This window comes from Caulobacter sp. ALps2, assembly GCF_058681635.1.
Window position 1 is genome coordinate 3922551 of the sequence record NZ_CM178743.1, and the last position, 12772, is coordinate 3935322.

General features: G+C 66.2%; 8 protein-coding genes. 7 read left to right on the top strand and 1 reads right to left on the bottom strand.

What is annotated here, in order from left to right:
• Positions 1 to 26 precede the first annotated feature (26 nt).
• The 4 genes from ACW173_RS18595 to ACW173_RS18610 all read left to right on the top strand — a co-directional run bounded on the left by ACW173_RS18595 (position 27) and on the right by ACW173_RS18610 (position 5182).
• Positions 27 to 1325, top strand: coding sequence for an MFS transporter (locus ACW173_RS18595; protein WP_492081574.1), 1299 nt, complete (start codon positions 27 to 29; stop codon positions 1323 to 1325).
• A gap of 15 nt (positions 1326 to 1340) precedes the next feature.
• Positions 1341 to 1916 (top strand): cytochrome b, encoded by a 576-nt coding sequence (locus ACW173_RS18600; protein ID WP_492081575.1) that lies wholly within the window; start codon positions 1341 to 1343, stop codon positions 1914 to 1916.
• Between the two features lie 195 nt (positions 1917 to 2111).
• On the top strand, positions 2112 to 3785 hold the full coding sequence (locus tag ACW173_RS18605; protein ID WP_492081576.1) for a carboxylesterase/lipase family protein: 1674 nt from the start codon (positions 2112 to 2114) through the stop codon (positions 3783 to 3785).
• Between the two features lie 17 nt (positions 3786 to 3802).
• Positions 3803 to 5182, top strand: coding sequence for an alpha/beta hydrolase (locus ACW173_RS18610; RefSeq protein WP_492081577.1), 1380 nt, complete (start codon positions 3803 to 3805; stop codon positions 5180 to 5182).
• A 50-nt stretch (positions 5183 to 5232) separates the two neighbouring features.
• Here ACW173_RS18610 and ACW173_RS18615 read toward each other — a convergent pair whose 3' ends face one another.
• Positions 5233 to 6915: a thiamine pyrophosphate-binding protein gene (locus ACW173_RS18615; protein WP_492081578.1), complete on the bottom strand. Its 1683-nt coding sequence runs from the start codon at positions 6913 to 6915 to the stop codon at positions 5233 to 5235.
• Positions 6916 to 7094: 179 nt separating this feature from the next.
• On the opposite strand from ACW173_RS18615, the gene ACW173_RS18620 reads away from it, so the two are divergent.
• The 3 genes from ACW173_RS18620 (at position 7095) to ACW173_RS18630 (ending at position 12702) form a co-directional block, all read left to right on the top strand.
• Positions 7095 to 8339 carry an MFS transporter gene (locus ACW173_RS18620; protein ID WP_492081579.1) on the top strand — a complete coding sequence of 415 codons (1245 nt, stop codon included), beginning with the start codon at positions 7095 to 7097 and terminating at the stop codon, positions 8337 to 8339.
• A 98-nt stretch (positions 8340 to 8437) separates the two neighbouring features.
• Positions 8438 to 10318: a hypothetical protein gene (locus tag ACW173_RS18625; RefSeq protein ID WP_492081580.1), complete on the top strand. Its 1881-nt coding sequence runs from the start codon at positions 8438 to 8440 to the stop codon at positions 10316 to 10318.
• A gap of 263 nt (positions 10319 to 10581) precedes the next feature.
• Positions 10582 to 12702 carry a TonB-dependent receptor gene (locus ACW173_RS18630; protein WP_492081581.1) on the top strand — a complete coding sequence of 707 codons (2121 nt, stop codon included), beginning with the start codon at positions 10582 to 10584 and terminating at the stop codon, positions 12700 to 12702.
• The last annotated feature ends 70 nt before the right edge of the window (positions 12703 to 12772 follow it).

Sequence of the window (12772 nt, forward strand, 5' to 3'; positions counted from 1 at the left end):
GGCGAGGGCGAATAGGGGGAAGCATCATGGCGTCGATCCAAACGCCGGTCACGACCGAGCCGGCGAAGGAGGCCCCTTCGACGTTTACGCGCTGGATGGTGCTGACCCTGCTGGCGCTCGGCGTCCTGATCGCCTTCGTGGACCGGACGAGCATCTCGTCGGCCATGGCCGAGAAGGCCTTTGTCAAGCACTTCGACCTTTCCCACCTCGACCGCGGCGGCGTCAATTCGGCCTTCTTCTGGTCCTACGGCCTGATGCAGATGGCCATGGGCTGGGTGGTCGATCGCTACGGGGTCAAGACGCCCTACACGATCTGTTTCGTGCTCTGGTGTCTGGCGACGGCCCTGACGGGTTTCACGAGCACCTTGATGGCGCTGGTCATGATGCGCGTCATCGTTGGGGCGGCCGAGGCGGTGGTGATGCCGGCCAGCTATCGCTGGATCCGCAACAACTTCAAGGAAGGCCAGAACGGCACGGCCGTGGGTTTCTTTGCGATGGGCAACAAGTTTGGCCCGGCCATCGGCGCGCCGGTCGCGGCCTGGCTAATCGTCAACTACGACTGGCGAATGATGTTTATCGTCACCGGCGTAGCCGGATTGGTCTGGCTTGTGCCGTGGGTGCTGCTGGTCAAGAACGACCGTCTCCAAGGCGAGGCGGCCGTGGCGCAGAAAGCTCAGGCCTCTTCCGTTTCGCTGGCCAGCATCCTCTCCAGCCCTTTGGTCTGGGGCGCGATGATCGTCAACTTCTGCTACGGCTATTTCACGTTCTACTGCATGACCTGGATGCCGGCCTACCTGGTCGAGGAGCGTGGGCTGTCCCTCAAAAGCTCGGGGCTCTACACCTTCTTCAGCTTCGCCGGCATCGCCATCGTCGCGCTGATCGCCGGATGGGCTGCCGACAGGATCATTGCCCGGGGCGGCGACGCCGTGTTCGTGCGGAAGGCCTTCGTGATCGCCGGCTTCATCGGCGCCTGCACCGTCCTGCTCGGCGCGCGGGCCCCGTCGCTGGAGATGGCGCTGTTCTGGAATGTGTTCTCGCTGTCGTTCTTGGGCCTAGCCACGGCCAACAACCTCGCCCTCTCGCGGTTGACCTTGATCCCCGCGCCTGCCGTGGGCCTGGTGACCGGCGTCCAGCAGGTGGCCACAAGCTTGGCCGGCGGTGTCGCGGCCAGCCTCTCGGGCTGGCTGTTGCAAGTGAGCGGCAGCTACGACCTGCCCATGTTCGTGATCTTCGTCTTCCTGCTGATCGGCGCGCTGGCGACCTGGATCCTGCTGCAGCCCAAATGGGCGCCGAAGGTCGCGGAAGCCGCGCGGGCGACGACCTAGTCCAGGAGAACTCTCATGACCCAACCTGTCTCGCTCGAGCGCTACACCAGGATCGCGGTGGTGCTGCACTGGCTTATCGCGATCCTGATCCTGGGCAACCTCGTCCTGGCGATCGTCTCGGCCAATTTCGAGGGACCGCTGCACAGGACGGTTCTCAATCTCCACAAGTCCGTTGGATTCAGCGTCCTGCTGCTGAGCCTGGTCCGGCTTGCCTGGCGTCTTTGTCGGCCGCCACCGCCGATGCGGGAGGGCAAGGCCTGGGAGCGGGCGGTGGCCGAGATCGTCCACGTCGCTTTCTACTTCCTGATGGTGCTGATCCCGCTGCTGGGCTGGGTGGTCAGCTCGGGGGCCAAGACCCGCCATGCCATCAACGTGCTGGGCTGGCATGCGCCCTTCCTGCCGATCATGTCGGGCAAGCAATTTACCGGCCCGTTCATGGATGCGCACAGGCTGCTGGGCTTCACCATGGCGGCCTTGTTGGTCCTGCACATCGGTGCGGCGCTGAAGCACAGGTTCATCGACAAGGACGGCGTGCTGGGGCGGATGTCGCTTTGGTCGCGCAAATCGATCGGCGAGCAGGACGCTGCTTAGGCACAGACAATCGAGGTGGTTACCCGCCGTTTGAATGACTCGGATGCGGCGGGGCCAAGTCATGCTGCGACGAAATGTGCCGCACTTGTCGCTTTGTCGCCTCGGTCCCTTTTTGACGCCGTCCTGTGGCGTCGAATGAAACCATTTTCCGCCCTGCGCGCGTCAGCGCGGCTCGGCCTAGTTGGGACAGTACCTATGCTTGGACGACGCGCCGGCGCAGCGATCGCCGCTCTTCTGGCCCTGACCCCGGCGAGCACATGGGCGCAATCGGCGCCAGCGGCTGGGCGCGCACCTGTCCGGATCGAGACTGGACTGCTGACCGGGATCGCCGGCCGCGATCCCGCCGTCATGGTCTACAAGGGCGTTCCCTATGCGGCGGCGCCTGTTGGGCTCTTGCGCTTTCGACCCCCGGCCGCGCCGACTGCCTGGAAGGGCGTGCGTGCGGCGGATCGCTTCGGCGCGCTGTGTCCGCAACCCCAGGGCGGAGGATCGCCGCAGACGGGGGTGATGGACGAAGACTGTCTCACTCTGAACATCTGGACCGGCGCCGCCTCGGCCAAGGAGAAGCGCCCCGTCCTGGTCTGGATCTACGGCGGCGGCTTTATGAACGGCACGGGCGCCAATCCGGAGTTCGACGGCGAGGGCCTTGCCCGCAAGGGCGTGGTCGTGGTGACTTTCAACTACCGCCTAGGCGCGCTGGGTTTCCTGGCCACGCCCGGGCTCAGCAGGGAGGCCAAAAGCGGCGTCTCCGGCAACTATGGCCTGCTCGACGACATCGCCGTGCTGAAGTGGGTCCAGCGCAATATCGCCGCGTTCGGCGGCGATCCGTCACGCGTCACGATCGCGGGACAGTCGGCTGGTGCGGGCTCGGTGGGCTTCCTGGCCATGTCGCCGCTGGGCAAGGGCCTCTTCCACCGCACGATCGCCCAGAGCCACTCACGCTATCCTCGCGATCCTGACCTGCGCTTCCTGTCGGTATCCTACCGGACCCGAGCGGCCGCCGAGAGCGCGGGCGCGGCCTATGCCGAGGCCCGTGGCGCTCGGACGCCGGAAGACCTGCGGGCCCTGCCGTGGCAGAAGCTGGTCGAAGGCAGCGATGCGATAGACGCCGCGGTCGAAACCGGCACCCCCGCCAAGCCGCCCCTGTTCCGGCCAGTGCTGGACGGCTGGGTGATACCCTCGACCTACGACGCCGCTCTAGCCAAGGGCGCCTTCAACGACGTGGTCGTGGTGACCGGCAACAATCGCGACGAAACGGGCGCCGTCCCGGCTTCGGCCTTCGCGACCCTGCGTGCCCGCACGGGTCCGCCACGCGCCGGCGCCCCCCAGGTCAGCGTCACCTTAGCGGACTACGTCCGGGCCGCTCGCACCAAGTACGGCGCTCTAGCCGACGAGTTCCTTAAGCTCTATCCGGCGACGAACGACGACGAGGCCGCCCTGGCCAGCAACGCGGCCGCCTACGACAACAATCGCAGCTCGACCTATCTCTGGGCGGTTGAGCGCGCCAAGCGGACGGCCCGGCCGATCTTCACCTACTGGTGGACCCACGCACCGCCTGGCCCGGGCCATGACCTGCGCGGCGCCTATCACGGCTCGGAGATCAACTACGCTTTCGGGAACCTCTACGCGACAGATCGACCGTGGACGGACGAGGACCGTGTGATCGCCGACCGGATGTCGTCCTACTGGGCCAACATCATCAAGACCGGTGACCCGAACGACGAGGGATTACCGACTTGGACACCGTTCGATCCGGCCGCGCCCAAGGTGATGATGCTGGGCGACCAGTGGACCCCGACTTCCGTCGCAGGAAGCCCCGAGAAACTCGATTTCTGGCGGCGGTTCTACGCCACCCAGACGGCCTGGTGAGCGGGAGCGCTACGACCATGAACTCGCAATCCGAACGTCGCGCGCCGAAGGTTCTGGGGGCGGCTGCGCTCGCCCTGGCCCTGGGCGCTTGCGCCCTGCCGGCCCAGGCCAGGCAAACCCCGGCGTCACCGCGAGTCCAACTGGGTCCTGTGCTGGGGGAGGGATATCGGACGCAGTATCTGCGCCTGGCGCCACAGGAGACCGAGGGCCTGCTCTACGAGCCGACCCGGCCGGGGCCAAACAGCCGGATCGCGCTGGTCTATGCCCATCCCAACGCCAACACCTTCAACGAGCCGATCGGGCGGGAGATGGCCGCGCGCGGATATCGCGTCGTGATGGTCAACCACCGGGGCGACACCGCGCCGGAAGCCTATCTGCCATCGATCTCGCGCGGCTTGGCCTTCGCGCGGTCGCTGCCGGGCGTCGCGCGCGTGATCCTTGTTGGTCACAGCGGCGGCGGTCACATGGTCACGCTCTACCAGAACGTCGCCGAGCATGGCCCTGCTGCCTGTAGCGGACCCGAGAAGATCTATCCCTGCAAGGTCGAAGGGCTTTCGGACCTGGTAAAGCCCGATGGCCTGGTCCTGCTGGACCCCACCCTCGGCGCCTTCCATCAGATGAGCGCGGTCGATCCGGCGGTCGGCGACGGCCAGCGTATTGGCGAACTGGACATGTTCGCACCGGCTAACGGCTACGACCCGGTCGGTAAGCGCGCGACCTATGGCGCCGCGTTCGCCCAGCGGTTCTATCGCGCCCAGGCCGATCGCAACGCCCAGATCGTCGGCGAGGCTCAGGCGCGCCTGCGGTTGATCGCAAAGGACGAGGGGCGCTTCACCGACGACGAACCGCTGGTGATCTCCGGCCTTGGCCAGCAGGCCGCCGGCGCCAGGCTCTATCAGCCCGACGTTGCCTTCGCGGCCCATACCAAGGCGGCCCAAGTCCTGTTGCGCGCCAATGGAAAGGATGAGCGTCAGGTTATCGCGTCGGTGCGCCCTCCCAGCGGCCAGCAGACGCCAGCGGCGCTTGGTTCGCTGGGTCTGATGACCCAGAACACCACGGTGCGGCGCTTTCTGGCCGCCTCGGCCATCCGCACGCGCGCCGACTACGCGATCACCGCCGACGACATCGTCGGGGTCGACTGGCGCTCGGCCATGACCTCGACCCCCGCCAACGCCGAGGGCGTGAGCGTACCGGCTCTCGTATTGACCATGAGTTGCCATTACCTGATCGTGCCGGACGAGATCATCTTCGACCACCTGGGCTCGAAGGATAAGACCTTCGCGGCGGTCGAGGGCGCGACCCACCTCTTCACCCCCTGTCGGCCTGAGTACGGAGACACCGTCACGCGCACTTTCGACTTCGTTGACGGCTGGCTGAAAGGGAGGGGGCGCTTCTGATGGCGGCCCTGGCCGACAGTGCGCCGAGGGATCTCAGGGGGATGGATCCCTCAACCCATCCAGCGGCTGACCGGGACGGCGGACTCCTCGAGTGGTTGGGTGATCACGTCGATCAGGGTCGGACCGTCATGCGCGACGGCCGCACGGACGGCCGCGTCTAGGTCGTTCGGATCGGCGACGGTCCAGGCCTTCAGGCCGAACGCCTCGGCGATGCGGGCATGGTCGGAGCGATTGAAGTCGACCGAGAAGTAACGCTCGCCATAGCCGCTCTTCTGGCTGGCCTTGATCCAGCCATACGAGGAATTCGAGAATACCACGAGCGTGATCGGCAGCTGCTTGCGGACGATGGTCTCCAACTCGCCGACCGCGAAGCCGAAGCTGCCGTCGCCCATCACCGCCACCACCTTGGCGTTCGGCGCGCCATAGCTGGCGCCGATCGAGGCGGGGAGGGAGAATCCCAGGGCCCCGTGGGCGCGGTTGGTGATGAACCGGCGACCGGCGGTGTTGAAGTCGTAATAACCGGAGAAATAGGGGCAGGGCGTGCCGGGGTCGGCGACGATCACCGCATCGCTTGGCAGAGCGGCCTGCAGGGCGGCCAGCACGCGCTCGGGTCGGATCGGGCGTTCGGTCGAACCGGCGAGCCTTTCGAAGCCGGCGCGCTTGGTCTGACGCACGGCGGCCAGGCGTTGGGCCGCGCCGGTCGAGCGGGGCATGTTCTCAAGGCGACGAGCGATTTCGGCCAGCAGGGCCGACAGGCAGAGCTTGGCGTCGCCGATCAGGCCAGCCTCAACCTTGTAGTTCGCGCCGACCACCATCGGATCGACGTCGATATGCACGATCGGGACGTCGCGACCTGGAACCTCGCCGTGCTCCGTGGTGGTCGAGCCGGCGCGGCAGCCGACAAAGATCACCGTGTCGGCCGAGGCGACGACCTCGCGGGTCTGATCGACGCCGCCATTGGCGCCGACCACGCCGACGGCCAGCGGATGGTCGTCCGGGATCACGCCGTGGCCGCTGACGGTCGAGGCGATCGGGGCGTCCAGCAGCTGGGCGAGCGCCGCCAGCTCGGCCGTCGCGCCCGAGATGATCGCGCCGCCGCCGCAGACGAAGACCGGCCGCTTGGCCGCAAGGATCACCTCCGCCGCCGCCGCCACCAGGTCCGGCGAGGGACCGGCGCGAAAGGCGGGAAACTGGCCGTGCTCGGCCTGGGCCCAGATGTCGGCGTCGAAGCTCTGCTTCTGAACATCGTAGGGCAGACCGATGTGGGTCGCGCCTGGGCGACCGGTGCTCGCCGCGCGGAAGGCGGTGCGGAAGACGTGTGGGATCTGCCCGACGTGGTCGACGACCGTATTCCACTTGGTCAGCGGCCGGAAGAGAGCCTTCTGGTCCAGCTCGGTCAACGGATAGCGGCCACGCGCGGTCACCGGCACGTCGGAAGTGATCGAGACCATGGCGATCGAGGACTCGTTGGCCTCGATGACGCCGGGCAGGATGTAGGTCGCGCCGCCGCCGCTGGGGCCTTCGCAGACGCCGACCCGGCCCGACAGGCGCGCATAGGCATCGGCCATGTAGGCGGCGCTGCGTTCGTCGCGGGTCAGGATGTGGTTGATGCCGTGATCGAGGCGCGCCAGCGCGTCGTAGAAGGGCAGGCTGGTGTCGCCGCACAGACCGAAAACATGCCTGACCCCGTGAGTCTGCAGCATCCGCGCAGCGGCCTCGGCGCCCGTCATCATGATCCTGGATCCTCCTTGGACCTTGGTATCGAGGGGCCCTTCGACGGGGCTATTCAAGACGGTGGGCGAGCTATCGGAACTGCGACCGATATTGCGGGACCGATATCATTACGGGCGTTCGCGGCGTTAGAAACGGCGAAGGCTCCCGACGGCGCTGCGCGGTCGGGCGAGGAGAAGACATGGCCGATCCGAGGCATCCGTTCGCGTTCCGGGATTTCCGCTTTTTCTGGACCGCGCGGCTTTGCTCGACCCTGGCCCAGAACACCCTGGTGATCGTCGTCGGCTGGCAGGTCTACGACCTGGCGCGCGCGACGATGGACACCAAGGACGCGGCGATGCAGCTGGGCTTCGTGGGCCTGGCCCAGTTCGCGCCGCTGTTCGTCCTGACCCTGGTGACGGGGTGGGCCGCCGACCGTTTCGACCGTCGTCTGATCATCTGCCTCACAACGACACTGCAACTGGCCTGCGCCCTCGCTCTGGGCCTAATGACCTGGACCGGCGCGATTTCGCTGCCGGCCTTGATGAGCGTGGCGGTGTTCCTGGGCGTGGCGCGGGCCTTCTCGATGCCGGCCTTGAACGCCCTAGGACCCAACATCGTGCCGCCCGAGGTGCTGCCCCACGCTATCGCCACCAACGCCATCGCCGGTCGGGTGGGCTCGATCTTGGGGCCGGCCATGGGCGGCTATCTCTACGCCTGGAACCCGCCATTGCCCTACGCGGCGAGCGTCGGGCTCTTCGTCCTGTCACTGACCTGCATGCTGTTGCTCCGGCCGATCGCGAGGATCATTGGCGAGCCGCGCAAGCCTTGGCTACTGATGCTCGAGGGGCTGGTCTATGTGCGTGGCAACACGCTGGTGATGGGCGCGATCTCGCTCGACCTTTTCGCCGTCCTGCTGGGCGGGGCGACGGCCATGCTGCCGATCTTCGCGCGGGATATCCTGCATGTGGGGGCGGCGGGATTGGGGCACCTGCGCGCGGCCCCGGCCGTGGGCGCGATGGCGACGGCGCTGCTGTTCGCCTGGCGGCCGCTCAAGCACAATGTCGGGGTCAAGATGCTGGTCTCCGTCGCGGTGTTCGGCTTGGCCACCGTGATCTTCGGGATCTCGCGCTGGATGCCGCTGTCCTTGGTCTGCCTGACCGTTCTGGGCGGGGCGGACATGCTGTCTGTCTATGTCCGCCAGTCGCTGATCCAGCTATCGACGCCGGACGCCATGCGCGGCCGGGTCGGCGCCGTCTCGACGCTGTTCATCTCGGCCTCCAACGAACTAGGCGAGGCAGAATCCGGTTTCTTGGCCGCCGTGATCGGACCCGTGGCGGCGGTGGTCGCCGGCGGCGTCGGCGCGATCCTGATCACGGGCCTCTGGGCCTGGAAGTTTCCCGCCCTTCGCCGGGCGCGGACCTTCGAGAGCGCGGCGAATGGATAGGGCCGCACGCAAATCTGATCGATCCTGTCTGGTCGCTCTGGGCTTAGCCTGGGGGCGAGAAAGCCGCGCGCAGACGCGGCGTCACTGGAGGAACCCCTATGGATCGCCGACATTTCCTTGCCGCCCTGCCGGCCGCGTTCCTGGTCAGCGAGGCGCTGGCCGCCGCGCCCAAGAAAGCCCAGCAGGCCAAGGGCGTGATGCTGATGAACCGCATCGGCCCGTCCTCGTCCGAACTCTACATCGCCAACGCCGACGGCTCGAACGAGCGCAAGCTGCTGTCCAGCCCGGTGTTCGACTATCACGCCAGCTTCAGCGCCGACGGCAAGTCGGTGGTCTTCACCTCCGAGCGCAACGGCGATGGCCAGTCGGACCTGTTCCGGGCCAATCTGGACGGGACGGGCATCCAGCCCCTGGTCGTTGGCGCGCCCGTCGACGACGCCGGCGAGCTGTCACCGGATGGGACGCGTCTGGCCTTCGTCTCGACGCGTGACGGTTATCGCACCAATATCTGGATCAAGGACCTCAAGTCCGGCCGCCTGACCAACCTAACCGGCGCACCGGAGGTTCAGGGCGACCCGTCGCTGCCTGACGGCTTCTTCCGCCCGGCGTGGTCGCCGGACGGCAAGCATCTGGCCTTCTCGTCGGACCGCAACACCGACTGGCGCGGGCATCACGACGGCAAGGGTTGGGAGCATACCCAGGAGCTCTCGATCTATGTGATCGGCGCGGACGGCAAAGGCTTCCGTCGCATCGCATCGAAACCAGGCTTCTGCCTGGGCTCGCCCAAATGGTCGCCAAACGGCAAGCGGGTGGTCTTCTATGAACTCGCCACCGAAGACACCTGGGGCGCGCGTCGTCCCGAACTGCTGGCCAAGATCGCCTCGCAGATCGTCTCGGTGGATGTCCGGACCGGCGATCGGATCGAGCACACCTCGGGCCCGGGCCTGAAACTCTTCCCGCAGTTCTTGAGTAGGGATGTCCTCGCCTATCACCGCAAGGGCGGGGCGGACGAAGGCCTCTACTACACCGGAGGCCAAGCCTCGGTTCAGCGTGTGCTGCGCTCGCCGGTCTGGTCGCCGGACGGCAAGAGCGTCATCTACGAGAAGGTCGGCTTCAAGGCGCGGGGGCAGCTTAAGTCGCTCTATAGCTGGGACCCCAAGTTCAACTACAGGCACACTGACGTCTTCCCAGTGCTGGCCGGGGACGGCACGGTGGCGATCACCGAGAAGCAGCAGGGCAACTCGTCCCTGGTGACGATGAACCCCGACGGCTCGAACCGCCGGACGATCTTCGACGTCAACGGCAAGGGCCTGGACTCGGAAATGGTCAAGAAGGGCCTGGCCGGCGCCTTCCAGCCGACTTGGTCGCCCGACGGCCAGTGGCTGGCCTTCGGCATGGGGGCCTGGTTCCAGGAGCGCGCGCACGGAAAGGCCGTGATTATGCGGGTCCGCCGCGACGGAACCGACTACGAGGCCCTGACCGATGGCTCGGTGCACTCGGGCTTTCCCAGCTATTCTGGAGACGGCAAGGAGATCGTGTTCCGCGTCTTCAGCGAGACCGAGAAGGGCCTGCGGATCATCAACCTCGACACCCGCAAGATTCGAGTTTTGACCGCAGGCTATGATAATCTGCCGTTCTACTCGCCGGACGGAAAGCTCATCGTCTTCACGCGTAAGGTCGATGCGGTGAACTTCGACGTCTTCACGATCCGGCCCGATGGTTCGGACCTGCGGCGTCTCACGACCAACCGCGGCAATGACGGCCATGCGGTGTGGAGCCCCGATGGGCGGATCCTGTTCAGCACCGGCATGTACGGCTTCCGCGAGGAGGCGGCGCTGTACGACAACACCTTCCAGCCCTACGGCCAGATCATGGTTATGAACGCCGACGGCACGGGAAAACGCCTGCTGACCGACAGCCTGTGGGAGGACTCCATGCCTCTGTATCTGCCCGCGAAATCGCACGGCGCTGCTCGATAAAACTATCGGTTGCGGCGGGTTTTTGATCCCTGCGGCGGGCCGATTTCTTGATCTAAATCAAATTGGGAGCGCGGAGCGAGTAGGGGGCGATGTCGTCCTTGCGAGCTTCAAGGTGGTTGCGGAGACCAGCTACTGGTCTTCGTTCGCCTCCGCCTTGCCAAGGACTGGGCGCTATCGCTCGCCAGCGCGCGAACAGCTCCAGCTCACGAGAAGAACAACGACCGCGGCCCAAAGAGGCCGGGCGATCCAATGAGGGAGGATTCATGAGGGCTCAATCGAAGTCGCTCCGCGCCGCGCTGCTGACCGGCGCCTGCGTCCTGGGATGGACGGCTAGCGCGCGGGCTCAGACCACGCCAGCGCAGAGCAACGAACCCGCCGCGCTGGAAGAGGTCGTCGTCACCGCCCAGAAGCGCAGCGAAAACGTCCAGAATATTCCGGTCGCCGTTACCGCCGTCACGGCCGAGAGCCTGACCAAGCAAGGCTCGCCCAACCTGCAGGCTCTGCAGGGCTCGGCCCCGAACGTCGAGATCAACTCTAGCAACGCAGCCACCGGCGTCGCCATTCGCGGCATCTTTTCGACCAATGACGGCCCGCAAGGCGATCCTGCGGTGGCCTATCACATCGACGGCGTCTACCTGGGACGACCGCAGTCGACCGGCGGCCTGATCTACGACATCCAGCAGGTCGAGGTGCTGCGCGGCCCGCAAGGCACGCTGTACGGTCGCAACGCCACGGCTGGGGCGATCAACGTGATCTCGGCCAAGCCGGTCCTGGACTTCGCCGCGGCGATCGGCGCCGAGTACGGCTCGTACAACCAGTACGGCGTCAACGGCATGATCAACATCCCGTTCGGCGACAAGATCGCCGGGCGCGTGGCCATGCGGACCCTCAAGCGCGACGGCTATGCGGCCGATGACAAGAGCGAGGATCAGAATTCGGCGGCCTATCGGGGCCAACTGCTGATCAAGCCGACCGACGACCTGTCGATCCTGTTCGCCGCCGACTATGACCTGCGCAAGGGCGTCGGACCTGCCGCCTACAAGCTGAATGTGGCGGGTGTTGATCCACGCTCAACCAACACGGTCAACGCCGGCGCTCACATCCGCAATAAGAACACCGGCTATCACGCCGAGCTCAATTGGGACTTCGGTCCGGCGACCTTGACGGTGCTGCCAGCGTATCACGAGATGATCCTGGACAACCTCTATGCCAGCGATCGGCGCATCCAGCTGAACCAGGAAGCCAAGCAGCACTCGCTGGAAGTCCGACTGTCCTCGAAGGCCGACCAGGCCGTGACCTGGATCCTCGGCGCCTACTATTGGGATGAGCTGCAGAGCTCGTTCCAGACCCTACTGGCGCCGCCGACCCAGGTGCAGTTCGGCTATCCGATGATCGACGCCTATTCGCGCGCCCTGTTCGGCCAGGCGACCTGGCACGTCACCGACAAGCTGCGCTTGACGGGCGGCCTACGCTACACCGCCGACCAGAAAAAACAGAACGGTACGACCGAAGTCCGCAACCCGGCGGGGATCCTGCTGTCGCGCGTCATCAGCGCCGCCAACAGCGAGTGGGAAGCCACCAATTGGAAGGCTTCGGTCGAGTACCAGTTGGCGGAGCGCTCGCTCGTCTATGCGACGGCCGCGACCGGCTACAAGGGCGGCGGCAACTATGACGGTCTGGCGCCAAACTCTTACCAGCCTGAGCACGTGACTTCGCTCGAGGCCGGTTCGAAGAACCGTCTGTTCGACAACGCTCTGCAGCTGAACGTCACGGCCTTCCACTACAAATACAAGGACTATCAGGCCAGCCAGCTGGGCTGCCTGAACCTGCCGGCGGGCCTGCCGACCTGCACGGCCTCGGGCCGCCTGACCTACAACGCCGACAAGGCCACAGTGTACGGCCTGGAGCTGGAGTCGCAGTGGGCTATCACCTCCAAGGATCGCCTGGGCGTCGTCGGCGCCCTGACGCACTCGGAGTTCAATGACTTCGTGCTGCCGGTGACGCCGTTCTCGTCGGGCGGCAACTTCTCGGGCAATCCGCTGCCCAAGTCGCCGAAGTCCACCATGACGGTGGACTACTCGCACCGCTTCGACCTGGCCAACGGCGCTACGCTCACGGCCGCCGCCCGCGCGCGCTTCGTCGCCAAGCAGTACCTGCTGTTCGACATTCGCAGCCCGATCATCAAGCAGGACGCCTATAGCACCGGCGACCTGAACCTGACCTACGAGTCGCCGGGCGGCGGGTTCACGGTGACCGGCTACGCCAACAACATCACCGACGAACTGGTGAAATCCTACGCCTTCGCGACGTCGACGGCCGGCGTCTACTTCGGCGCCTATTTGCCGCCCCGCACCTACGGTCTGCGCGTCGGCGCCAAGTTTTAGCGTACCGGTCGGAGGCGGTCCCCATCGCCTCCGATCGCCTCTTCCCCGTGAACCTCGACTATCTGGGCGA